This is a genomic window from Kitasatospora sp. NPDC087314 (assembly GCF_044744365.1).
Taxonomy (GTDB): domain Bacteria; phylum Actinomycetota; class Actinomycetes; order Streptomycetales; family Streptomycetaceae; genus Kitasatospora.
The window spans coordinates 114877-138766 of sequence record NZ_JBIUYE010000021.1 but is presented as its reverse complement, the minus strand read 5'-3'; the positions used below and the strand labels follow the sequence as shown (position 1 = coordinate 138766).

The window sequence follows — 23890 nt, the reverse complement described above, 5'->3', positions numbered from 1 at the left end:
CGCGGGATGGGTGGAGTCCTGCCCGGCCCGACGGCCGGTTCCGGCCGGTTCCGGTCTGGTCCGGTCGGATCCGGCCAGGTGGTCCGGTGGGTCCGGTCAGATCCGGTAACCGGAGCCCGGGACGGTGATGATCACCGGCGGGTCGCCGAGCTTGCGGCGCAGCGTCATCACGGTGACGCGCACGACGTTGGTGAACGGGTCGGTGTGCTCGTCCCAGGCCTTCTCCAGCAGCTGCTCGGCGGAGACGACGGCACCGCCGGCCCGCATCAGCACCTCCAGGACGGCGAACTCCTTGGGGGCGAGTTGGACGGTGCGTCCGTCGCGGATCACCTCGCGGCGGCCGGGGTCGACCGAGATGCCGGCGCGTTCCAGCACCGGGGGCAGCGGGACGGTCGCGCGGCGGCCCAGCGCCCTTACCCGGGCGACGAGTTCACTGAAGGCGAACGGCTTCGGGAGGTAGTCGTCCGCGCCGATCTCCAGGCCCTCGACCCGGTCGCTGATGTCGCCGGAGGCGGTCAGCATGATCACCCGGGTGGCCAGGCCCTGCTCGACCACCTTGCGGCAGACGTCGTCGCCGTGGACCAGCGGGAGGTCGCGGTCCAGGACCACCACGTCGTAGTCGTTGACCGCGATGCGCTGGAGCGCGGCCTCCCCGTCGTACACCACGTCGACGGCCATCGCCTCGCGGCGCAGGCCGGTGGCGACAGCCTCGGCGAGCAGCTGCTCGTCCTCGACGACGAGAACCCGCACGGTCGTTGTCCCTTCTCCAGGCCGGCCCCGGAAGCGGACGCACGGCTCCGACGGTGTCTCCATCCTGCCTGGTCCGCCGGTAAAGCAGCGATAAGCTGCCGCTCAGGCACGGTGCGGGAGGGCGGACGGTCACGGTTCGCATCCGGACCAGTCCGGTTGGACTGTGACGCAGGCAACTTTCTCGCGCCGGAAGGTTTCCCCGTCTTCCCGGCGGGGAGGACAGCTGCACACCCGCGATCTGGCTGTTGGCCGATCGCACCCACCCGCCGTGCGTTCATCCGCGCCGGCCCTGGGGCTGGGACGTCACCGGGAGCGGCCGAAGGCCGTCTCCGCGCCCGACCGGAGATTCAAGACCTACCGGACCGGACGCTGCCGCTGGCCACACCTCCTCGGGGCGGAGAACGTACGACCGTGCACGTCCGACACAGTAAGGGGGCCCGTATGGACGCCTTCAAGGCCGGAATCCTGCAGCGCATAGCCAACGCCGAGCAGGACCTGCACCGCGCGATCGAGGCCGGGGACGAGTTCCTCGCCGAGGTGGAGCAGTCCGAGCTGGACGACCTCCGCCGGCTCGCCGCCGAACACGGTGTGGACACCGTGCTGGAGCGCCACCGCACCGCCGCCTGATCGATCCGACCTTCGACCTGACGCCGAACCTCCGGCACCAGCGGCCCTGCGGGGGTCGTGCGAAACCCCAAGCCCTGGCATCCCCTGTATGCCAGGGCTCTTCGCATGTTCCGGCGCCCGCGCCCGGACCGGCCCTGTGGCTAGTCAGCCCAGGCGCGCAGCGCGGCCAGGCGCTCCTGCAGCGGCTCGTACACGCCGGGGGCGGCGGCCACGGTCAGCTCGCCGTCCGGGCCGTGCCCGGGGCGGCCGCCGACCAGGGCGCCGGCCTCGGTGGCGATCAGGCAGCCGGCCGCGCGGTCCCAGGGGGCGAGCCCGCGCTCGTAGTAGCCGTCCAGCCGCCCGGCGGCGACGTCGCACAGGTCCACCGCGGCGGCCCCGCCCCGGCGGATGTCCCGCACCTCGGGCATCAGGGCCAGCAGCACCTCGGCCTGGCGCACCCGCACCGGCTGGACGTAGTTGAAGCCGGTGCCGATCAGCGCCTGGCCCCACGGCGGGGCCGGGCGGGCCGAGACCGGCCGGCCGTCGAGGCGCGCGCCGCGGCCGAGGACGGCGTGGAACAGCTCGCCGCGGGCCGGGGCGTACACCACGCCGACGACCGCCCGGCCGTCCACCTCGGCGGCCACGCTGACCGCCCAGGAGGGCAGCCCGTACAGGTAGTTGACCGTGCCGTCGAGCGGATCGACGACCCAGCGCACCCCGCTGGTGCCGTGCCGCTCGGCGCCCTCCTCGCCGAGGTAGCCGTCCTGGGGGCGGCGGTCGGTGATCAGCTCCAGGACCAGCTTCTCGGAGGCGAGGTCCATCTCGGTGACCACGTCGACCGGGCTGCTCTTGGTGCCGGCCACACCGAGATCGGCGGGCCGGCCGTCGCGCAGCAGGGCGCCGGCCTGACGGGCCGCGTCCAGGGCGACCTCCAGCAGGTCGTCGAGGAGACCGTCGACGGGCAGGGCGGGGGTGGGCATGGGTCTCCTCGGGGTCAGCGCTCGGCGGCGGCCGGGCGGGGGGCGCGCGGGTTGGGGCAGCAGGCCACCGCGCACACGTCGTGGCTGGGGCCGAGCGCGCCCAGGGCGCAGCGGGTCACCGGCTCGCCGCGCTCGGTGGCGGCCCGCTCCAGCACCAGCTCGCGCACCGCGGCGGTGAAGCGCGGGTCGGCGCCGACGGTGGCGGCGCGGGCCACCGGCAGGCCGAGTTCGGCGGCCTTGGCGACGGCCTCGGTGTCGAGGTCGTACTTGACCTCCATGTGGTCGGAGACGAAGCCGATCGGGACCATCACCACGGCGGGCGCGCCGTCGGCGTGCTGGGCCTCCAGGTGGTCGCAGATGTCCGGTTCCAGCCACGGCGTGTGCGGGGCGCCGCTGCGGCTCTGGAACACCAGCTCCCAGGGCCGGTCCGCGACGCCGGTGCGCTCGGCGACGGCCGCCGCGATCAGCCGGGCGACGTCCAGGTGCTGGGCGACGTAGGCACCGCCGGGGCGGCCGCGGGCCGGGTCGTCCGGGGCGCCGGAGGTCTCGGCCATCGTGTCCGGGATGGAGTGGGTGGTGAAGGCGAAACGGGCGCCGGCCCGGGCGTCCTCGGGCAGCTGTGCCAGGGCGGCCAGGGTGGCGTCGATCATCGGCTCGACGAAGCCGGGGTGGTTGTAGAAGTGCCGCAGCTTGTCGACCCGCAGCTCGGGCACGCCCTCGGCGGCGAGCGCGGCCAGCGCGTCGGCGAGGTTCTCCCGGTACTGGCGGCAGCCCGAGTAGCCGGCGTAGGCGCTGGTGGCGAGGACGGCGATCCGGCGGTGGCCGTCGGCGGCCAGTTCGCGCAGCGTGTCCACCAGGTAGGGGGCCCAGTTCCGGTTGCCCCAGTAGACCGGCAGGTCCAGCCCGTGCTCGGCGAAGTCCTTGCGCAGCGCGGCGAGCAGCTCGCGGTTCTGCTCGTTGATCGGGCTGACCCCGCCGAACAGGAAGTAGTGCTTGCCGACCTCCTTCAGCCGCTCCTTGGGGATCCCGCGGCCACGGGTCACGTTCTCCAGGAAGGGGACGACGTCCTCGGGGGCCTCCGGCCCGCCGAAGGAGAGCAGCAGCAGGGCGTCGTACGGGGCTGCGCCGGACGGTGAGGGTTTGCGCGCGTCGGACATGGCACCGATCCTGCCATTGAGGGACCGGGGACCTCCGGCGGGGCCGCGCGGGTGTCCGGAAATTACCGTTTGCCAAGGTACGTAAGCTGTGTTCACCAGCCTCGTTCCTTACCCCCGCGGAGCTCCCGTGCTGTCCAGCTACCGCCAGATATTCGCCTCCCCCGGCAGTCTGGCCTTCTCCTCCACCGGCTTCGTCTCCCGGCTGCCGATCTCGATGACCGGCATCGGCATCGTGACCATGCTCTCCCAGCTGAGAGGCTCCTACGGGCTGGGGGGCCTGGTGTCGGCGACGCTGGCGGTCTCCGCCGCGCTGCTCGGCCCGCAGGTCTCACGGCTGGTGGACCGGCACGGGCAGCGCCGGATCATCGTGCCGGCGATGGCGATCACCGTGGTCGCCGTCGTGGGGCTGCTGCTCTGCGCGCGGTCGAACGCGCCGGACTGGACGCTGTTCGTCTTCGCCGCCGGCCTGGGCGTCATGCCGAGCACCGGGGCGATGGTCCGCGCCCGCTGGGCCCACCTCTACCGCGACGACGCCGGCAAGCTGCACACCGCGTACTCCTTCGAGGCCGTCGTCGACGAACTCTGCTTCATCGTCGGCCCGATCCTCTCCATCACCCTGGCCACCTCCGTCTTCCCCGAGGCCGGCGTCCTGCTCGCCGGGGTCTTCCTCGCCGTCGGCGTCCTGCTGTTCGCCGGGCAGCGCTCCACCGAGCCGCCGGTCCACCCGGCCACCCGGCACCTCGGCGGCTCGGTGATCCTCAACCGCGGCCTGCAGGTGCTGATCCTCACCTTCGTCGCCACCGGTGCGATCTTCGGCTCGGTGGAGGTCGTCACCGTCGCCTACGCCGAGACCCAGGGGCACAAGTCCGTCTCCAGCGTGATCCTGGCGCTGTGGGCGCTCGGCTCCTGCCTGGCCGGCGTGGTGTTCGGCACCCTCAAGCTCACCGGCTCGATGGCCGGCCGCTTCTTCGGCGGCGTCCTGTTCATGGCGCTCAGCATGGTGCCGCTGGTGCTGGTCGCCGGGTCGGTGCGCGGCGTCGGCGGGCTGATCGTGGTCGGCGGCGCGCTCCTGGTCGCGGGCATCGCCATCTCCCCCACCCTGATCACCGCGATGGCCCTGGTCGAGCGGCTCGTCCCGGCCGCCCAGCTGACCGAGGGCATGACCTGGACGACCACCGGGCTCGCCCTCGGCGTCGCGGTCGGCTCCTCCACCGGAGGCTGGGTGGTCGACGCCGCCGGATCCGCCGCGGGCTACTGGGTGCCGCTGACCGCCGGGGCGTTCGGCGTGGTCGTCGCGCTGGCCGGGCTGGGCCGGCTGCGTGCCGGGCTCACCGTCGAACAGACCGCCGGAGGAGCCGCCGAAGCGGTCGAAGAGACCGTAGACCTCGAACGGTGAACTGACTAATCTCTCCCTACCCGTGGGCCTACCCGCGGGTAGGGCGGCCCCCACCGCCCCGGACCGCGCCGACCCCGGTCGGCCACGGAGCAGGAGGCGGCGCCATGCCCCAGGCCAGTACCGCGACCCCCACCCGGTGGACCAACTGGGCCGGGAACCAGAGTGCCCGGCCCGCCCGGGCCGCCACCCCCGGCACCGCGGAGGAGCTGGCCAAGGAGATCCTGCGCGCCGCCGAACAGGGCCGCACCGTCAAGGCCGTCGGCTCCGGCCACTCCTTCACCTCGATCGCCTCCGCCGGCGACGGCGTCCTGCTCCGCCCGTACGCGCTCACCGCCGTCCGCGAGATCGACCGCGAGGCCGGCACCGTCACCGTCGAGTCCGGCCTCCCGCTCGCCCGGCTCAACCGGATCCTCGCCGCCGAGGGCCTCTCGCTCACCAACATGGGCGACATCGAGGTCCAGACCGTGGCCGGCGCCACCAGCACCGGCACCCACGGCACCGGCCGCGACTCCGGCTCGCTCGCCGCCCAGATCCGCGCCCTGGAGATCGTCCTCGCCGACGGCAGCGTCCGGCGCTGCTCCCCCACCGAGAACCCGCGGCTGTTCCAGGGCGCCCGGCTCGGCCTCGGCGCCCTCGGCGTGATCACCGCGCTCACCTTCGCCGTCGAACCGGCCTTCCTGCTCACCGCGCACGAGCAGCCGATGTCCTTCGACGAGGTGCTGGCGCGGCTGGACGACCTCACCGCCGTGAACGAGCACTTCGAGTTCTACTGGTTCCCGCACACCGACCGCTGCTCGACCAAGCGCAACAACCGCAGCCAGGGTCCGGCCGCCCCGCTGCCCCGGTTCAAGGAGTGGCTGGAGGACGACTTCCTCTCCAACACCGTCTGGGAGGGCGCCTGCCGGGTCGGCCGGCGCTTCCCCGCCAGCATCCCCACCATCGCCTCGCTGGCCAGCCGCGCCTGGTCCGACCGCAGCTACACCGACACCGCGTACCGGGTGTTCACCAGCCCCCGCAAGGTCCGCTTCGTGGAGATGGAGTACGCGGTGCCGCGCGCGTCCGTCGCCGAGGTGCTGCGCGCACTGAAGGCCCTGGTCGAGCGCTCCGACTGGAAGGTCAGCTTCCCCGTGGAGGTGCGGTTCGCCCCCGCCGACGACCTCTGGCTCTCCACCGCCGCCGGGCGGGACAGCGCCTACATCGCCGTCCACCTCTACCGGGGCACCGCCGACCAGGGCTACTTCACCGCCGTCGAGCAGCTGATGGCCGCCCACCAGGGCCGCCCGCACTGGGGCAAGCTGCACACCCGGGACGCCGAGTACCTGGCCGGCGTCTACCCGCACTTCGGCGACTTCACCGCCCTGCGCGACGAGGTCGACCCGCAGCGCCTCTTCGGCAACGACTACCTGCGCCGTGTCCTTGGAGCGTAGGAGCCCCGGGGCGTAGAAGTCGCGGAGCGTCGGAGTCCCGGGGGCGCAGGAGTCCCGGGGCCTGCCTAGGGGGTCGCGTCCCCGGTCGGCGCGGCGGGCGGCGGGGCCACGGACGCTGGGGCGTTGCTCGGCTCCGGCGGCTTCGGGCTCGCCCCGCCGGACGGCTTCCCGCCGTCCGCGCTCGGGGACGAACCTGCCGACGGCGTCGCGCTCGGGGACGCCGAGGGCGAGGCCGTACCGTCGCCGCGCTCACCGGACCCGCCGCTCGGGCTCGCGCTCGGCTCCCGGCTCGGCCTCGTCGTCACCGGGGCCGAGGCCCCGCCGGACGGCGTCGGGTCCGACCCGTGCCCGCCGCCGGTGGACGGCCGCTCCGTCGGCGGCGCCTCCCGCGGCGAGGAGGACTTCGGGCCCACCACGCCGCCGAAGGAGGTGCCGTTGCCCGACTCGCCCTTCACCGTCGCCGACACCGGCTGCCCGGTGGCCAGTTCGAACGCCACGATCGGCGTCATCGCCAGCAGGAACACCAGCCCGGACACCGCCGCGTAGGTCTTCCAGGTCCAGCGCCGGCGCGCCCGCACCACCTGCGGCTCGTTCCACTCCGAGGAGATCACCGTCGGCGCCGGCTCCACCGGGCGCGCCGGCACCTGGCGCAGCCCGTTCACGGTCTGGCCCGGCCCCCGATCCACCACCGCCTCGCGCAGCTGCTCGCCGGTGCGCCTGAAGATGTGCTGGAACACCGCACCGCCGGTGGTGGCCCCGATACTGACCACCGCCGCGCCCAGGATCGTTCCGTACACCCCGAGTTCGGAGGCGAGCAGCGCCCCGGCCACGGTGGCCAGCGCACTCGCCGCGACCTGAGCCACACTCAGATCGATCCGCTTGCGCTGCTTCTCGCCGCCCTCCTCGGCGGGGCTCCGCTCCGACATCGACATCCCTCGGTCCGTACGACTGTTCCTCGAACAAGTCACTCCATCTTGCCCAAAGAAGGACACAAGGGGCGAAAATGCGGTTCTTCGTCCCCGATATATGTGAAGATGATCACCGTTCACCCGGCAGTGGTCCGCCATTAGGGGCACGCGCTCTTGAGATTCCCGTGAATCGCGGGAGACTTGAGCGGCGAGCCGCCCCTCCGGATGCCACGAATGGAGTACTGTTCGTAAAGCCTGAGCCTTGGGTCGACTTGTCGACTGCGCCCACACCGGCAGCTTGACGAAGAGCCACGGAACAGGCACGCACGGCGACGCCGGTCCCGGATCGTCGCGAACACTCCGCGTGCGAGGACGGCCGGGACACCCAGGCGCGACGTCGACGGATGACGTGGCAAAAAGGCAACCGTGCCACAGCGGCGCAATCGGGCGTAGGCCCGACACGCCGGGGAACTCAGCAAGGTTGTGGCCAGTCGCGAGTGGGCAGGCCACACTCAGTACGGGAGCAGCGACGCAGGTGACGTCGGCAGGCACCACCCGGGAGGTAACCGTGCCCGAACTGCGGGTTGTGGCCGTCAGCAACGACGGCACACGGCTGGTGCTCAAGGCTGCCGACAGCACGGAGTACACCCTTCCCATCGACGAGCGGCTGCGCGCCGCCATTCGCGGCGACCGGCCGCGCCTCGGCCAGATCGAGATCGAGGTCGAGAGCCACCTCCGCCCCCGGGACATCCAGGCCCGGATACGAGCCGGTGCCTCCGCCGAGGAGGTCGCCCAGGCCGCCGGCATCTCCGTCGACCGGGTCCGCCGCTTCGAGGGGCCGGTGCTCGCCGAGCGCGCCTTCATGGCCGAGCGCGCCCGCAAGACCGCCATCCGCCGCAACGGCGAATCCACCGGGCCGCAGCTCGGCGAGGCCGTCTCCGAGCGGCTCGCGCTGCGCGGCGCCGAGAAGGACACCGAGCGCTGGGACTCCTGGCGGCGCGACGACGGCACCTGGGAGGTCATCCTCTCCTACCGGGCCGACGGCGAGGGCCGCAGCGCCTCCTGGACGTACGACCCGCCCCGGCGCCTGGTCCAGCCCAACGACGACGAGGCCCGCGCGCTGATCGGCGAGAACGTCGAGCGCGAGGAGGAGTCGGTCTTCCCGTTCATCCCGCGGATCGCCCGGCTCCCCCAGGACCGGCCGCCCCGCCCGATGATCGACCGGCCGTCCGCCGACCGCATCATGTCCGCGCGCGAGGTCCGCGAGTCCCGCGAGGCCACCGCCGAGGCCAGGGACTCCCTGACCAGCCTGCTCGACGTGGTCCCCGCCTTCCGCGGCGACCTCGCCGTCGGCCCCGCCCCGATCGAGCCGGTGCCCGCCGAGGTCGCCGAGGAGAGCGAGGAGCCGGCCGCGGCCGCCCCGGCGGTCGGCGCGGGCTCGGCCTACGCCGACATCCTGATGCCGCGGGCCGTCGCCCCGCACCGCGAACGCCTGGTCGGCACCACCGACCGCCAGGCCGAAGCCGACGGCGTCCGGCCCGGCCGCCGGGCGACCGTGCCCAGCTGGGACGAGATCGTCTTCGGCAGCCGGCGCAAGAAGCAGGAGTAGCACAGCGTGCGGAAGGGGCGGGAGGCTCGGCCTCCCGCCCCTTCCGCACGCCCCGGCTCAGCCCGGCTGGTCGGTCACCGCCACCGGACGAGTCCCGTCGCTCGACCACTCGCTCCACGACCCCGGGTACAACGTCGCCGGCAGGCCCGCCACCTCCAAGGCCAGGATCTGGTGCGCCGCCGTCACCCCCGAGCCGCAGTACACCGCCGTCTCCCGCTCACCCGCGCCCAGCGCGCGGAACCGCGCCGCCAGCTCCGCGGCCGGCCTGAACCGCCCGTCGGCGGTCACGTTCTCGGCCGTCGGCGCCGACACCGCGCCCGGGATGTGACCGGCCCGCGGGTCCACCGGCTCGCTCTCGCCCCGGTAGCGCTCCCCCGCCCGGGCGTCCAGCAGCAGAGCGCTGCGCGCCCAGGACGCCGTACCCTCCGCGTCCACCACCGGCAGCTGCCCCGGAGCCGGCTTGAAATCGCCCTCCGCCGGCGCCGGAACCTCCGTCGACACCGGCAGTCCGGCCGCCAGCCAGGCCGCGTACCCGCCGTCCAGCACCCGGACGTCCCGGTGCCCGGCCCAGCGCAGCAGCCACCAGGCGCGGGCCGCCGCCAGCGAGGCCGCGCCGTCGTACACCACCACCGGGCGGTCGGCGCCCACCCCGAGGCGGCGCATCGCCGCTCCGAACTCCTCCGGGTCCGGCAGCGGGTGTCGGCCGCCCCGGCCGGGGGCTCCGGGCGGGGCCGCGAGGTCCCGGTCCAGGTCGACGAAGTGGGCGCCGGGCAGGTGCCCGGCCCGGTACTCCTCGACCGCGGTCGGGCCGGACTGCGCGGCACCGACCAGCCGGTAGCGCACGTCCAGCAGCACCGGCGGGCGCGCGGAGGCGAGCGCCTGCGCCAACCCGGCCGCGGAGATCAGCGGGGAACCGTCGTTGAAGGTGGTCATGGCGGCCATTGTCGCGCAGCGCCGCCGCCCCACCGCTCTTTGTGCGCTCTTTGCCGGAATTTCCGCGCGGCCCGAGGGTTCGACCCGCGCCAGGGTGGAAGCATCACCCTCGCGCGCGAGTATTTCCGTGCGCCAACCACCCATGAGGAGGCCCGCATTGCCCGCGGTGGAACTCCGACTGGCCCAGGGCACCCCCTGCTGGGTCAGCCTGCTGACCGACGACCTGGCCGGCGCCCGCGCCTTCTACGCCGACCTGCTCGGCTGGACCTACACCCCGGGCCCCGGCCAGCTCGGCGCCTACGTCCGCGCCGAACTCGACGGGGCACCGGTCGCCGGCCTCGGCGTCTCCACCGCCACCGGCTTCCCGGTGCAGTGGACCACCTACTTCGCCGTGGACGATGCCGACCGCACCACCCAACTGGTGCGCGCATGCGGCGGAACCGTCGCCGTCGGGCCACTCCAGGCCGAACGCGCCGGGCGGATGGCCATCGCCGCCGACGTCTCCGGCGCCGTCTTCGGCCTCTGGCAGGGCGAGGAGCACACCGGCCGGGAAGCCGGCCCCGAACCCGGCGGACCGGCCTGGACCGAACTGCTCACCCCCGACGCCGACGGCGCCGCCGCCTTCTACGCCACCGTGCTCGACCGCCCCGTCCGGCCCACCGGCGGCGAGTCCGCGCTGCTCGTGCAGGGGCGACCGGTCGCCGGCATCCGGCACGACGCCGACCTGCGCGGCCACCCGCCCCGCTGGCGGGTCCACTTCGCCGTCCAGGACGCCGCGACGACCGCCCGGCACGCCGTCGAACTCGGCGGCCGCGTCCTGGTCGAACCGCACGACACCGCCCGCGGCCGCGCCGCCCGGCTGGCCGACCCGCAGGGCGGGCACTTCTCGGTGCTGGAGCTCCGGTAGGGCTCGCTCCAGGGCCTGTCGTCAAACCCCCGCCTGCGTGGCGGCTCGAAGACAGGCACAGGCCCTAGGCTTGCTGCTCCTCGAAGGGCAGCACGTCCGGGGAGAGCACCGAGGCCCGCGCCGTCGCGGCGGTCTGCCGGCGGCGGTGGTGGCGACGGCAGAGCACCTCGTACCCGATCTCGTCCTCGTTCACCGAGATGTCGCCGACCACCACCTGGGCGCCCTCGACCACCATCACCCCGCCCACCGTCCGGGCGTTGTGCGTCGCCCGCGCGCCGCACCAGCACAGCGCCTCGACCTGGAGCACCTCGACCCGGTCGGCCAGCTCGATCAGCCGCTGCGAGCCCGGGAACAGCCGGGTCCGGAAGTCCGTGGTGATCCCGAACGTATAGACGTCGATGTCCAGTTCGTCCACCACCCGGGCCAGTTGGTCGACCTGCTCGGCGTCGAAGAACTGCGCCTCGTCGCAGATCAGGTAGTCCACCCGGCCGCCCGCCGAGAGCCGGTGCACCACGTACGCGTGGAAGTCGAAGTCGTCCGTCACCTCGACCGCGTCCGCCCGCAGGCCGAGCCGGCTGGAGATGGTCGCCGCGCCGGCCCGGTCGTTGCGGGTCAGGATGAGCCCCTGCCGACCGCGTGCGGTGTGGTTGTGGTCCATCTGCAGCGCCAGCGTCGACTTGCCGCAGTCCATCGTGCCCGAGAAGAACACCAGTTCAGCCATGGGTGGAGCAAGGGCCTTTCACATCAGGGGAGTTCGGGCGCAGAAGAGTCAGGGTCCGGGCTCAGCCGCGGACTTCGAGCAGCGGCACGAACTGCTCGACCGGGGTCATCGAGCCGTGCAGACCGATCATCGCGGACTCGCCCGGCTCGTTGCGGGAGGCGGTGATCGCGATGTCGTCGCGCGCCGCGGCGACCACGTCGCCGATCCGCCCGTACACCCGCTCGTCCACGGCCGGGCCGAACCAGCCCGCCGCGATCGCCTGGTCCCGGGTGGCCACCCACATCCGGTCGCCCAGCACCTCGCTCCAGACCGTGTGCACGTCGGCCGCCGCACCGGGCACCGCGTACACGTGCCGGGCCCGGCCCTCGCCGCCCAGCAGGGCCACGCCGGCGCCCAGCTCCCAGTCCTCGTCGAAGTCGATCCGGTCCTCCGGCGCGATGTCGATCATGCCGTGGTCGGCGGTCACGTACATCGCCGAGCGCGGCGGCAGCTGCTCGGCCAGCCGGCGGGCCAGCCGGTCCACCGCGTCCAGCGTCATCCGCCACTCGTCCGAGTCGACCCCGAAGCGGTGGCCCGCGCCGTCCAGCTCGCTGACGTAGGTGTACACCAGCGCCCGGTCGTGCTCGGCCAGCCAGGAGGCGGCCAGGTCCATCCGCTCCTCGCCCGTGGTCCGGCCCAGGAAGGTGCCGCCGGACAGCGCGACCCTGGTCAGCGGGGTCTGCGCGAACAGCGGGGAGGACACCTGAGCGGTCGCCACCCCGGCCTCGTGCGTGCGCTCGAACACCGTCGGGTACGGCTGCCACGCCCGCGGGTCGGTGTGCGGCTGCCAGCGCAGCTGGTTCATCAGGTAACCGGCGCCCGGCACCGCGACCGTGTATCCGGCCAGACCGTGCAGCCCCGGCGGGGTGCCGGTACCGACCGAGGCCAGCGAGGTCGCCGTGGTCGACGGGAAACCCGCGGTCAGCGGGCGGCCCGTGCCACCCAGCGAACTCCCCACCAGCGAGGACAGGAACGGCGCGTACTCCGGGTGCCGCAGCAGCAGCTCCCAGCCCAGGCCGTCCACCAGGAACACCACCACCCGGTCCGCCGGGGCGATCGGCAGGGTCGCAGTGAACCCCGGGACGCCGAGCCCCGCCGCCACCGAGGGCAGCAGATCGCAGAGCGAGCCGCTGCCGTACGGGGGCGCGGGAGCCGTGGCCGGGTCAAGGATCTCGAAGGCGTCGAAGCCGTCGGCAGGTGCAAAGGACATGAAACCGGATTCGTAGCAGTCGGAGACGGCGGCGCTCAGACCCGCGGGCCGTTGCTGATCGTCGCGTCGGACAGCGCGCGGGCGAACACCAGCGCCTGGGCAACCGTCTCCGGGCCGTCGCCGGCCTCGCTCACCCGCAGTGAAAGATCGTCAGCCGTCGCCGAACCGGTGTAGCCGTGGTCCGCCTCGCAGTTCGGGTCCGAGCAGCCCGCCGGCTCCAGGTCCAGCCGCTGCACCGCCCCCCAGCCGATCGTCAGCACCACCTCGCGCGGCAGCGTCCCCGGCGTGTACGTCTCCGGGTTCGCAACCATCCGGCTCAGCACGACCGAACCGATCCGGTCCAGCCGGACACTCTCCGTCGACGTCGTCGCGAACGGCACCGCCGGGCTGCCGGTGTCCCCCGACTGCTCGTCCGTGTGGCTCACCACGAACCGGGTCGGGGTCAGCACCAGCACGGTCACGTGCCGGCGCACCTCGTTGGCGTCGAAGGTCGTCTCCTGGTGCACCAGGTACGAGCTGATCGGCTCCGGGCCCACCGCGGCCTCGACCGCCTCGGACACCAGGGCCGGGTAGTAGCCACTGCGCTCGATCGCCGAGCGCAGGTCCTGAGTGCTGGTGGTACCGGTCTTCGCCATAACTCCATCCTGGCATGGTCCGCCGACGAAGCGGGCGGCACGGCGCCGAGCTTCGGACAACAGCGCCCACGGGGCAGGCGCAACCAAGGAAGGTTACAGGGTGCTCATGGCGCGCGGGCCCAGATCGCTACGGACGGGCAGCGGCGCGATCCGCACCCGCGCCCCCAGGATCGCCAGCCCGTACGGGGCCACGACCACCGGTTCGAGATCCACCGAGGCGATCTCCGGCACGTCGTCCACCAACTGCGACACCCGCAGCAGCAACTCCTCCAGCGCGTCCGTGTCCACCGCCTCCGCGCCCCGCCAGCCGAACAGCAGGGGCGCCGCCCGCACCTCCCGGACCAGCCCGGCCACATCCTGGTCGGTGGCCGGGACCAGCCGGTGCGCGACGTCGCCCAGCAGCTCGGCCGGCGCACCGGCCAGGCCGAACGACAGGATCGCGCCGACCGCCGGGTCCACCGTGGCACCGATCACGGTGTCCACCCCGCGCGGCGCCAGCCGCTGCAGCACCAGCTCCGCCTGCGCCGCGCCGCCCAGCAGTGCGTCCAGCTCGCGGTGCGCCCGGCGCAGCCCGGGCTCGTCGGTCAGGTCCAGCCGCACGCTGCCCAGGTCCGGGCGGTGGCGCAGGTGCGGAGCGGTCGCCTTCAGCGCCACCGGGTAGCCGAGCGCGGCCGCGGCCCGGACGGCCGTCTCCTCGTCCGGGGCCGGCAGCGCCGGGAAGACGTCGATGCCGTAGCGGGCCAGCAGCTCGCGGGCCTCGGCGTCCGGCAGGGTGATCCGGGCGCCGCCCGGCTGGGTCCGCGCGGCGGTCGCGGTCCGGGTGCTCAACGCCGCCTCGACCAGCGTGCGGGCGCCCGGCTCGTCGATCCGGTCCAGCTCGGGCACCCGGGCGGTCTCCTCCGCCACCGCCGTCCGGCGCCGCCACTGCGCGTAGTGCACCGCGTGCGCCAGCGCCCGCACCGCCCGTTCCGGCGCCGCGAACGCCGGGACGCCGCCCGGGCGCAGCCGGGCCGGCAGGTCGGTCAGGGCCAGGTGGGCGAGCACCAGCGGCTTGCCCAATTCCTGTGCGCGCCGGCCGGCTTCGAGCAGCGCGGCGGCGATCTCCGGATCGTCCGAACCCATCTCGGGATCGTCCGGGCCGGTCAACCGGCCACCCATGAACGCGTGCGCGGAGGTGCCGATCGGCGGGATCGCCACCGCGATCACCGCGTCCACCGCCGGGTCGGCCAGCGCCACGTCCAGCGCGATCCGGAAGTTCTCGCCGGTCGCGGCGGTGGTCAGGTCGACCGGCGTGCGCGGCCGCAGGCCCGCGCTCAGGCAGGCGTCGTAGGTCAGCAGGCCCAGCGAGTCCGAGTTGCCGACCACGGCGACCCGGTCCCCCGGCGGCAGCGGCTGCAGGGCCAGCAGCTCGCCGGTGTCGTACAGCTCGGTGATCGTCTCCACCCTGATCACGCCCGCCTGCTCGAACAGCGCGCCCACCGTCGCGTCGCGCAGCCCCGTCGCGGTCGCCGGCACGGCGTGGCCCGGCGGCAGGCTGCCGGTGTGCCGGGCGCCCTTCACCACCACGATCGGCTTCACCGCGGCCAGCCGCCGCGCGATCCGGGTGAACTTGCGCGGGTTGCCGAAGGACTCCAGGTACAGCAGCACCACCTCGGTGGCCTCGTCCTCCGCCCAGTACTGCAGGAAGTCGTTGCCGGAGACGTCCGAGCGGTTGCCCACCGAGGCGAAGGAGGACACCCCGAGACCGCGCCGGTGGGCGGCCTCCAACAGGGCCACGCCGATCGCACCGGACTGGCAGAAGATCCCGAAGCCCCCGCGGTCGGGCAGGTGGGGGGCCAGCGAGGCGTTCAGCGGGCGGTCCGGGTCGGTGTTGATCAGGCCGAAGGCGTTCGGGCCGATCACCCGCATCCCCGCCGCCCGCGCCTGGCGCACCAGTGCGCGCTGGCGGTCCCGCCCCTCCGGGCCGGTCTCCGCGTACCCGGCGGTCACCACCACCAGGCCCTGCACCCCGTGCGCGCCGCACTCGGCGACGGCCGTCGGGACGGCGCCCTCGGGGACGGCGATCACCGCGAGGTCCACCGGCCCGGGAATGTCCAGAATCGAACGGTGCACCGGGACGCCGTCCAGCACGGTCCCCGGCGGGGCGTTGCGGTTCACCGCGTAGACGGGGCGCGTGCCGTCGGGGCCATCGGCCGGACGGCTGCCGGGGCCACTGTCGGGGCCGTCGGCGGGGCGGCCGTCGGGGCCGCTGTCGGCGCCGCCCAGGAGGTCCCGCAGGATCGCCCGGCCCACCGTCTGCGGATTGCGCGACACCCCGATCACCGCCACCGAGCGCGGGGTCAGCAGCCGCTGCACCGAGCGCGCCTCCGCCCGGTGCTCACGCGCCCGCATCACCGCCAGCGAGCGGTCCGTCTGTTCGAGATCGAACTCCAGGTGCACCACGCCGTCGGTGAAACTCCGGTGCTGCGTGTACCCGGCATCGGTGAAGACCTTCACCATCTTCCGGTTCTCCGGCAGCACCTCCGCCTGGAACCGGCGGATCCCGCGCTCCTGCGCCACCGCCGCGATGTGTTCCAGCAGTGCCGAGGCCACGCCGCGGCCCTGGTGGGCGTCCTGCACCAGGAACGCCACCTCGGCGTCCGTCCCGGCATCGGACGGGCGGCCCTCCGCGTCGATCCGGTCGTAACGGACGGTGGCGATGAAGCGGTCCCGGACCACCACCGCCAGCGCCACCCGGTCCACGAAGTCGTGGTGGGTGAAGCGACGGACGTCCCGCTCCGACAACCGGGGATAAGGAGCGAAGAAACGGAAGTACTTGGACTGGTCCGACACCTGTTCGTAGAACTCCACCAGGCGCCCCGCGTCATCCGGCGTGATCGGCCGGATTCGAGCCGTGCCGCCGTCCCGCAGCAGGATGTCGGCCTCCCAGTGCTGCGGGTAGTCCGCACCGGATTCACCGGATACCGGCTGGCCACTGGGATCCTGCTCGGGCTGCGCCACCGCGGAGTCGTCCACGTTCGTCAGATTATCCGGCGGCGGGCCGAATGGCGCCGGGTGCGTACTCACGGCAGGGTTGACAGGGTCGCCGGCCGGGCCTTATGCCCCGAAAAGAAACAATCACAAGTCCTGAACGCGGCGGCTCGAAGCGGGCGCCTGCGTGCAACACTGGTCTAGACAACATGGCCGCTTCCCCGAGCACGGCCGTGACCAGCTTCACCGGAAAGGCACGTCTCATGGCTGAGCGCCGCGTCACCATCGGTTGGGCCGAGGGCCTGCACGCCCGTCCCGCCTCCATCTTCGTCCGGGCCGTCACGGCCACCGGCGTGCCGATCACCATCGCCAAGCCCGGCGGCAACCCCGTCAACGCCGCCTCCATGCTCGGCCTGCTCGGCCTCGGCGCCCAGGGCGGCGAAGAGGTCATCCTCGCCTCCGACGCCGCCAACGCCGACGACGCCCTCGACCGCCTCGCCAAGCTCGTCCAGGAAGGCCTCGACGAGCTCCCGGCCGCGGCCTGAGCCACCTCGACCGACGCGAGCGCCCGGCAGCCATCACGCTGCCGGGCGCTTTCGTGTCCGGAATCGGCGGGGCCCCCGGTCATCCCGGCGGCCGCAGCACGGTCAGCCCTTGACGCAGACGACCTGCTTCAGGTGGGCGACGATCTCGACCAGGTCCTTCTGCTGCTCGATGACCTTCTCGATGGACTTGTAGGCGCCCGGGATCTCGTCCACGACGCCGCTGTCCTTGCGGCACTCCACGCCCTTGGTCTGCTCGACCAGGTCCTGCGTGGTGAACCGCTTCTTCGCGGCGTTCCGGCTCATCTTGCGGCCGGCGCCGTGCGAGGCGGAGTTGAACGCCTCCTCGTTCCCGAGACCGCGGACGATGTACGAACCGGTGCCCATCGAACCCGGGATGATCCCGTAGTCGCCGGTGCCCGCCCGGATCGCGCCCTTGCGGGTCACGAGCAGGTCGACGCCGTCGTAGGTCTCCTCCGCCACGTAGTTGTGGTGGCAGCTGATGACCTCGTCGAAGGTGACCTTCGCCTTGGCGAACTCACGGCGGACGACGTCCTGGAAGAGCCACATCATCATCGCGCGGTTGTTCTTGGCGTACTCCTGCGCCCAGAACAGGTCCTGGCGGTAGGCGGCCATCTGCGGGGTCTCCGCGATGAAGACCGCGAGGTCCTGGTCGATCAGGCCCTGGTTGTGCGGCAGCGCGCGGGCGACGCCCATGTGGTGCTCGGCCAGCTCCTTGCCGATGTTGCGCGATCCGGAGTGCAGCATCAGCCAGACCACGCCGGTGCTGTCGACGCACAGTTCTATGAAGTGATTTCCTCCGCCGAGCGTGGCCATCTGCTGCATGGCCCGCTCGCGACGCCACTTGACCTCCTGTGCCACCCCGTCGAAGCGGTGCCAGAAGTCGTCCCAGCCGGCGGCCCGGAAGCCGTGGAGCTTGGTCGGGTCGACCGGGTCGGTGTGGAGGCCGCGGCCGACCGGGATGGCCTGCTCGATCTTGGAGCGCAGGCGGGAGAGGTCCTCGGGGAGGTCCTCGGCGGTGAGCGAGGTCTTCACCGCGCTCATTCCGCAGCCGATGTCGACACCGACCGCCGCCGGGCAGACGGCGCCCTTCATCGCGATGACGGAGCCGACGGTCGCGCCCTTGCCCAGGTGGACGTCGGGCATCACGGCGAGGCCGTGCAGCCACGGCAGGGAGCTGATGTTGCGCAGCTGCTGCATGGCCTGGCCCTCGACGGTGGCCGGGTCGGTCCACATCCGGATCGGGACCCGGATTCCGGGTACCTCGGTGTACGTCATGGTGAACGACCTCCAGGGGTCGGGTAGTTCGGGGAAGGGCGTGCCGCGCGAAGAAGTCCCGGCGTGGCTCGGGGAAGTCCGGGGGTGGGGCTCAGGCGCCCGGGGCACAGAGGGAATACGGCCTTGGGGAGCGTCGTCGTATGGTTCGCTCGACCCGCATGGTGACCGCCTCCCTTCCTGCGTCAGAGTTCGTACGTGTGTGCCGGGGAATATCTATCCACGGTACGCCGGTCGCCCGCAACGGATTTAGACCGACCGGCACATGGTGGGCGGTCTTAGAAACGCCGCGGGCCCGGCGGAGCGGGTGCTCCACCGAGCCGCGCGGGGCTGCGTGGGTCAGCTGACGACGGTGACCTCGCCGATGCCGAGGGCCCGCACGTCGTCGGCGATGACGGCGGCGTCGCCGACCAGCACGGTGACCAGGCGGTCCGGCGGGAAGGCGGCGACGACGGCCTCGGTGGCGGCGGCCGTGGGCAGTTCGGCGAGCTGCCGGTAGACCTCGGCCTGGTAGTCGTCCGCGAGGTCCTGCTCGACCTGGTCGGCCAGGGTGCCGGCGACCGAGCCCGCGGTCTCGTACTTCAGCGGGGCGACGCCGACCAGGAACTGCACGGCCTCGTCGCGCTCGGCGTCGGTGAGGCCCTCGGCGGCGAGGGTGCGCAGGATGGTCCAGGTGTCGGCGAGCGCGGGGGCGGTGGAGGCGGTGTCCACCGAGCCGCTGATGGCGAGCAGCGAGCGGCCGCTGCCGTCGGCGGCGGAGCGCAGCGGCTGGGCGAAGGCGCGGACGCCGTAGGTGTAGCCCTTCTCCTCGCGCAGGACGCGGTCGAGGCGGGAGGTGAGGGTGCCACCGAGGCAGTAGGCGCCGAGGATCTGGGCGGCCCAGACGGGGTCGTGGCGGTCGGGGCCGATGCGGCCGATGAGGAGCTGGGTCTGGACGGAACCGGGGCGGTCCACGATGAGGACGCGGCCGTGGTCGTCGGCGGTCACGGGGGCGTGCGTGGAGGGCTCGGCCGCGCTGCCGGTCCAGGTGCCGAGGGTGCTCTCCAGGAGGGCGGGCAGGTCGGTGCCGGTGAGGTCGCCGACCACGACGACGGTGGCGGTGGCGGGGCGCACGTGGGCGTCGTAGAAGGCCTTGACGGCGGCGCGGTCGATGGACTTGACCGTGTCGGCGGTACCGCTGCGGGGCCGGGAGAGGCGGTCGGCGGCGTCGAAGAGCTCGGCGTAGAGGGCCTTGGCGGCGCGCCGGGCGGGGTTGGCCTGCTCGTGGACGATCTCGTCGAGCCGGTTGGCGACGAGGCGCTCGATCTCGTCCGCGGGGAGGGCGGGGGCGCGCAGGGCGTCGGCGAGCAGCGAGAGGCCGCGCTGCAGGCGGGAGGCGGGGACCTCCAGGGAGACGCGGATGCAGGGGTGATCGGCGTGGGCGTCGAGGGTGGCGCCGGCGCGTTCGAGTTCGGCGGCGAACTCCTCGGCGGTGAGGGTGTCGGTGCCTTCGCTGAGGGCCCGGGCGAGGATGGCGGCGATGCCGTCGAGGCCGTCGGGCTCGGCGGCGAGCGGGGCGTCGAGGAGGACCTCGACGGCGACGAGCTGCTGGCCGGGCCGGTGGCAGTGCAGGACGGTGACGCCGTTGCCGAGGGCGGCGCGCTCGGGGGCGGGGAAGGCCCAGGGGCCGGGGGTGCCGGGCTCGGGCTGGGGGTGGAACGTCATGGTGGGGACGTAGTCGGTGCTCATGCGGCGGCACCCTCCTCATCGGTGGCGGCGGTGGCGTCGGCGTCGTCGGCCGCGGTGGGCTCGTAGACGAGGACGGCCCGGTTGTCGGGGTGGAGCCGGGCCTTCGCGACGGCCTGGACCTCCTCGGCGGTGATGTCGAGGACCTTGGGGAGGGCGTCGTTGAGCAGCTTGGGGTCGCCGAACAGGACGGCGTAGCGGCAGAGTTCGTCGGCGCGGCCGGCGACGGTGGTGAGCCGGTCGAGCCATTCGCGCTCGATCTGGGCCTGGGCCCGTTCGAGTTCCTCGGTGGTGGGGCCTTCGGCGGCGAAGCGGGCGAGTTCCTCGTCGACGGCGGCGTCGATCTGCTCGATGGTGGCGTCGCCGGAGGTCTTGACGTCGAGCCAGCCGAGGCTGGGGGCGCCGGCGAGGCGCAGCAGGCCGAAGCCGGCGGCGACGGCGGTGCGGTCGCGGCGGACGAGCCGGTTGTAGAGGCGGCTGGACTCGCCGCTGCCGAGGATGGTGAGGGCGAGGTCGGCGGCGTCGGCGTCGCGGGTGCCGTCGTGCGGGAGGCGGTAGGCGGCCATCAGCGCGCGGGAGGGGACGTCCTCGTGGACGTGCTCGCGCAGTTCGCGGCCGATGGTGTCGGGGAGTTCGCCGGAGCGCGGGGGCTGCTTGCCGTCGTGGGCGGGGATGCTGCCGAAGTACTTCTCGACCCAGGCGATGGTCTGCTCGGGGTCGATGTCGCCGACGACGGACAGGACGGCGTTGTTGGGCGCGTAGTAGGTGCGGAAGAACGCGCGGGCGTCGTCGAGGGTGGCGGCGTCCAGGTCGGCCATGGAGCCGATCGGGGTGTGGTGGTACGGGTGGCCGTCGGGGAACGAGAGCGCGGTGAGCTTCTCGAAGGCGGTGCCGTAGGGGACGTTGTCGTAGCGCTGGCGGCGCTCGTTCTTGACGACGTCGCGCTGGTTCTCCATGGACGTCTCGTCGAGGGCGGCGAGCAGCGAGCCCATGCGGTCGGCCTCCAGCCAGAGCGCGAGCTCCAACTGGTGGGCGGGCATGGTCTCGAAGTAGTTGGTGCGCTCGAAGCTGGTGGTGCCGTTGAGCGATCCGCCGGCGCCCTGGACGAGTTCGAAGTGTCCGTTGTTGGAGACGCTGGCGGAGCCCTGGAACATGAGGTGCTCGAAGAGGTGGGCGAGGCCGGTGCGGCCCTTGACCTCGTGGCGCGAGCCCACGTCGTACCAGAGGCAGACCGCGGCGACCGGGGTGAGGTGGTCCTCGGAGAGGACGACGCGCAGGCCGTTGGCCAGGCGGTGCTCGGTGATGGCGATGGCAGCGCCATTTCCTCCGGTGGAGGCGGATGCGGGGGCCGGGTTGGCCATGCGCTCGGGTCCTTCCCGTCGTCGATGTCGGGGTTCGTGTGGCGTCCCCCATTGTGGTGCAACGCGCGGGGGGCGTGTTCGTGCTCCGCGCGGGCGGGGCGTTCGCCAGGGGCGGAAGAGGGGCGCTGGCCGGGAGTGTCGGCGCGAGGGTCCACAATGGGGGCGCCGCGCCCTGTTGACGGGGGCCGGCGGATGGACGTCAGAGACTGACCGAGACACAGCAAGCGAGACGTAAGGGAGCCCCGCCGCGATGGCCCGCCGCAGTTCGCAGACCCCGCCGCCCGGAGACTTCGAGGAGCGGATCCTCGATGTCGACGTCGTGGACGAGATGCAGGGCTCCTTCCTGGAGTACGCCTACTCGGTGATCTACTCGCGTGCGCTTCCCGACGCGCGGGACGGTCTGAAGCCGGTGCACCGCCGGATCCTGTACCAGGCCAACGAGATGGGCCTGCGACCGGATCGCGCGCACGTGAAGTGCGCCCGTGTGGTGGGCGAGGTGATGGGCCGGCTGCACCCGCACGGCGACGCGTCGATCTACGACTCGGTCGTCCGGATGGCGCAGCCGTTCTCGATGCGGCTGCCGCTGATCGACGGGCACGGGAACTTCGGTTCGCTGGGCAACGACGACCCGCCGGCGGCGATGCGCTACACGGAGTCGCGGCTGACGGCGGCGTCGATGGCGATGGTGGAGTCGATCCACGAGGACACCGTCGACTTCGGCCCGAACTACGACGGCAGCGAGCAGGAGCCGTTGGCGCTGCCGGCGGCGTTCCCGAACCTGCTGGTGAACGGCGCGACGGGCATCGCGGTCGGCATGGCGACGAACATGCCGCCGCACAACCTGTCCGAGGTGGTGGCGGCGGCCCGGCACCTGATCAAGCACCCGAACGCGGACCTGGACACGCTGATGCGGTTCGTGCCCGGTCCGGACCTGCCGACGGGCGGGCGGATCGTGGGCCTGTCGGGGATCCGGGACGCGTACGAGTCGGGCCGTGGCACGTTCAAGATCCGGGCGACCACGACGGTGGAGGCGGTGACGGCGCGCCGCAAGGGCATCGTGGTGACCGAGCTGCCGTACAACGTCGGCCCCGAGAAGGTCATCTCGAAGATCAAGGACCTGGTCAACGCGAAGAAGCTGCAGGGCATCGCGGACGTCAAGGACCTGACCGACCGCGAGCACGGGCTGCGGCTGGTGATCGAGGTGAAGAACGGCTTCGTGCCAGAGGCGCTGCTGGAGCAGCTCTACAAGCTGACGCCGATGGAGGAGACCTTCGGCATCAACAACGTGGCGCTGGTGGACGGCCAGCCGCTGACACTGGGGCTGAAGGAGCTGCTGGAGGTCTACGTCGACCACCGGTTCACCGTGGTGCGGCGGCGCAGCGACTTCCGCCGGCGCAAGCGGGAGGAGCGGCTGCACCTGGTCGAGGGCCTGCTGGTGGCGCTGCTCGACATCGACGAGGTCATCGCGATCATCCGGTCGAGTGACAACGCGGGGCAGGCGAAGGAGCGCCTGATGGAGCACTTCTCGCTGTCGGAGACGCAGACCGCGTACATCCTGGACACGCCGCTGCGGCGGCTGACCCGGTTCGACCGGGTGGAGCTGGAGCAGGAGAAGGCGAAGCTGAGCGCGGAGATCGCAGAGCTGACCGAGATCCTGGAGTCGGACGTCCGGCTGCGCAGCGTGGTGTCGTCCGAACTCGGCGCGGTGTCGAAGCAGTTCGGGACGGAGCGGCGGACGGTGCTGCTGGAGGCGGGGGCGGCCCCGTCGGCGGCGCTGTCGGTGCCGCTGGAGGTGGCGGACGACCCGTGCCGGGTGCTGCTGTCGTCGACGGGCCTGCTGGCGCGGACGGCGGACGGAGAGCCGTTCGAGCTGTCGGAGAAGCGGTCGAAGCACGATGTGATCGTGTCGGCGGTGCCGGCGACGGCGCGGGCGGACGTGGGTGTGGTGACGTCGGCGGGCCGGGTGCTGCGGCTGCCGGTGATCGACCTGCCGGCGCTGCCTCCGACGCCGTCGCCGACGCTGGCCGGCGGTGCGGCGGTGGGCGAGTTCCTGCGGTTGGAGGACGGGGAGCGGGCGCTGGCGCTGACCACGCTGGACGAGTCCTCGCCGGGGCTGGCGCTGGGCACGGTGCAGGGTGTGGTCAAGCGGGTGGTGCCGGAGTGGCCGGCGAACAAGGACGAGTTCGAGGTGATCGCCCTCAAGGAGGGTGACGAGCTGGTGGGCGCGGTCGAACTGCGCACCGGTGAGGAGGACTTGGTCTTCATCGCCTCGGACGCGCAGCTGCTGCGCTACCCGGCGGGGCAGGTGCGTCCGCAGGGCCGTCCGGCGGGCGGCATGGCGGGGATCAAGCTCTCCGACGGGGCGCGGGTGCTCTCGTTCACGGCGGTGGATCCGGCGGCGGACGCGGTGGTGGTCTCGGTGGCGGGCGCGTCGGGGACGCTGTCCGGCGAGGAGCAGACGTCGTGGAAGGTGACGCCGTTCGAGCAGTACCCGCGCAAGGGCCGGGCCACGGGCGGCGTGCGCTGCCAGCGCTTCCTGCGCGGCGAGGACGGCCTGACCTTCGCCTGGGCGGGCGCGGCCCCGGCCCGGGCGGCGACCGGCAAGGGCGCGCCGGTGGAGCTGCCGGAGCGCGACCCGCGCCGTGACGGTTCGGGCACGCCGGTGACGACGCCGATCGCGGTGGTCGCCGGCCCGGCGTAGCCGACGGCCGACCGGAG

At 73.1% G+C, this 23890-nt stretch carries 19 protein-coding genes; 7 read left to right on the top strand and 12 right to left on the bottom strand.

Annotated elements, in window-relative coordinates; all coding sequences use genetic code 11:
- Nucleotides 1–96: 96 nt before the first annotated feature.
- A complete protein-coding gene (locus tag ACIO5E_RS35835) occupies nt 97–750 on the bottom strand; it encodes a response regulator transcription factor (RefSeq protein ID WP_280684986.1) in 654 nt (217 codons plus the stop codon).
- Between the two features lie 441 nt (nt 751–1191).
- On the opposite strand from ACIO5E_RS35835, the gene ACIO5E_RS35830 reads away from it, so the two are divergent.
- Nucleotides 1192–1377: a hypothetical protein gene (locus ACIO5E_RS35830; protein WP_030057688.1), complete on the top strand. Its 186-nt coding sequence runs from the start codon at nt 1192–1194 to the stop codon at nt 1375–1377.
- A 140-nt stretch (nt 1378–1517) separates the two neighbouring features.
- On the opposite strand, the gene ACIO5E_RS35825 is transcribed toward ACIO5E_RS35830, so the two are convergent.
- Both ACIO5E_RS35825 and ACIO5E_RS35820 read right to left on the bottom strand, forming a co-directional pair.
- Entirely contained in the window at nt 1518–2336 is an 819-nt protein-coding gene (locus ACIO5E_RS35825; protein ID WP_400676115.1) for an inositol monophosphatase family protein, read from the bottom strand.
- Between the two features lie 14 nt (nt 2337–2350).
- Entirely contained in the window at nt 2351–3493 is a 1143-nt protein-coding gene (locus ACIO5E_RS35820) for a ferrochelatase (protein WP_400676113.1), read from the bottom strand.
- A 127-nt stretch (nt 3494–3620) separates the two neighbouring features.
- Here ACIO5E_RS35820 and ACIO5E_RS35815 point away from each other — a divergent pair, with 127 nt between their 5' ends.
- On the top strand, nt 3621–4889 hold the full coding sequence (locus ACIO5E_RS35815) for an MFS transporter (protein ID WP_400676111.1): 1269 nt from the start codon (nt 3621–3623) through the stop codon (nt 4887–4889).
- A 104-nt stretch (nt 4890–4993) separates the two neighbouring features.
- Entirely contained in the window at nt 4994–6316 is a 1323-nt protein-coding gene (locus tag ACIO5E_RS35810) for a D-arabinono-1,4-lactone oxidase (protein ID WP_400676109.1), read from the top strand.
- A 65-nt stretch (nt 6317–6381) separates the two neighbouring features.
- On the opposite strand, the gene ACIO5E_RS35805 is transcribed toward ACIO5E_RS35810, so the two are convergent.
- A complete protein-coding gene (locus ACIO5E_RS35805) occupies nt 6382–7242 on the bottom strand; it encodes a hypothetical protein (RefSeq protein WP_400676107.1) in 861 nt (286 codons plus the stop codon).
- Nucleotides 7243–7759: 517 nt separating this feature from the next.
- Between ACIO5E_RS35805 and sepH the strand changes: the two genes are divergently transcribed.
- On the top strand, nt 7760–8833 hold the full coding sequence (sepH, locus tag ACIO5E_RS35800; RefSeq protein ID WP_280684992.1) for a septation protein SepH: 1074 nt from the start codon (nt 7760–7762) through the stop codon (nt 8831–8833).
- A 57-nt stretch (nt 8834–8890) separates the two neighbouring features.
- Here sepH and ACIO5E_RS35795 read toward each other — a convergent pair whose 3' ends face one another.
- Nucleotides 8891–9766: a sulfurtransferase gene (locus ACIO5E_RS35795; protein WP_400676105.1), complete on the bottom strand. Its 876-nt coding sequence runs from the start codon at nt 9764–9766 to the stop codon at nt 8891–8893.
- Nucleotides 9767–9932: 166 nt separating this feature from the next.
- Here ACIO5E_RS35795 and ACIO5E_RS35790 point away from each other — a divergent pair, with 166 nt between their 5' ends.
- Nucleotides 9933–10673: a VOC family protein gene (locus tag ACIO5E_RS35790; RefSeq protein ID WP_400676136.1), complete on the top strand. Its 741-nt coding sequence runs from the start codon at nt 9933–9935 to the stop codon at nt 10671–10673.
- Nucleotides 10674–10737: 64 nt separating this feature from the next.
- On the opposite strand, the gene ACIO5E_RS35785 is transcribed toward ACIO5E_RS35790, so the two are convergent.
- From ACIO5E_RS35785 to ACIO5E_RS35770, 4 genes are all read right to left on the bottom strand, one after another.
- Nucleotides 10738–11394 (bottom strand): thymidine kinase, encoded by a 657-nt coding sequence (locus tag ACIO5E_RS35785; RefSeq protein WP_280684995.1) that lies wholly within the window; start codon nt 11392–11394, stop codon nt 10738–10740.
- Nucleotides 11395–11455: 61 nt separating this feature from the next.
- Nucleotides 11456–12643, bottom strand: a complete 1188-nt coding sequence (locus tag ACIO5E_RS35780) for an alkaline phosphatase family protein (protein WP_400676103.1) — start codon at nt 12641–12643, stop codon at nt 11456–11458.
- A gap of 35 nt (nt 12644–12678) precedes the next feature.
- Nucleotides 12679–13278: a DUF5998 family protein gene (locus tag ACIO5E_RS35775; RefSeq protein WP_280684997.1), complete on the bottom strand. Its 600-nt coding sequence runs from the start codon at nt 13276–13278 to the stop codon at nt 12679–12681.
- 93 nt (nt 13279–13371) lie between these two features.
- Nucleotides 13372–16278 carry a GNAT family N-acetyltransferase gene (locus ACIO5E_RS35770; protein WP_400676134.1) on the bottom strand — a complete coding sequence of 969 codons (2907 nt, stop codon included), beginning with the start codon at nt 16276–16278 and terminating at the stop codon, nt 13372–13374.
- Nucleotides 16279–16511: 233 nt separating this feature from the next.
- Here ACIO5E_RS35770 and ACIO5E_RS35765 point away from each other — a divergent pair, with 233 nt between their 5' ends.
- Complete coding sequence (locus tag ACIO5E_RS35765) at nt 16512–16793, top strand: HPr family phosphocarrier protein (RefSeq protein ID WP_280684998.1); 282 nt, start codon at nt 16512–16514, stop codon at nt 16791–16793.
- Between the two features lie 102 nt (nt 16794–16895).
- Here the strand turns inward: ACIO5E_RS35765 and ACIO5E_RS35760 are convergent, their stop codons facing one another.
- The 3 genes from ACIO5E_RS35760 to ACIO5E_RS35750 all read right to left on the bottom strand — a co-directional run bounded on the left by ACIO5E_RS35760 (nt 16896) and on the right by ACIO5E_RS35750 (nt 21172).
- Complete coding sequence (locus tag ACIO5E_RS35760) at nt 16896–18089, bottom strand: RtcB family protein (RefSeq protein ID WP_400676101.1); 1194 nt, start codon at nt 18087–18089, stop codon at nt 16896–16898.
- Nucleotides 18090–18425: 336 nt separating this feature from the next.
- Nucleotides 18426–19790, bottom strand: coding sequence for a M16 family metallopeptidase (locus ACIO5E_RS35755; protein ID WP_400676132.1), 1365 nt, complete (start codon nt 19788–19790; stop codon nt 18426–18428).
- A 20-nt stretch (nt 19791–19810) separates the two neighbouring features.
- Nucleotides 19811–21172 carry a M16 family metallopeptidase gene (locus ACIO5E_RS35750; RefSeq protein WP_400676100.1) on the bottom strand — a complete coding sequence of 454 codons (1362 nt, stop codon included), beginning with the start codon at nt 21170–21172 and terminating at the stop codon, nt 19811–19813.
- A 250-nt stretch (nt 21173–21422) separates the two neighbouring features.
- Between ACIO5E_RS35750 and ACIO5E_RS35745 the strand changes: the two genes are divergently transcribed.
- Complete coding sequence (locus ACIO5E_RS35745) at nt 21423–23873, top strand: DNA topoisomerase (ATP-hydrolyzing) subunit A (RefSeq protein ID WP_400676098.1); 2451 nt, start codon at nt 21423–21425, stop codon at nt 23871–23873.
- Nucleotides 23874–23890 lie beyond the last annotated feature (17 nt).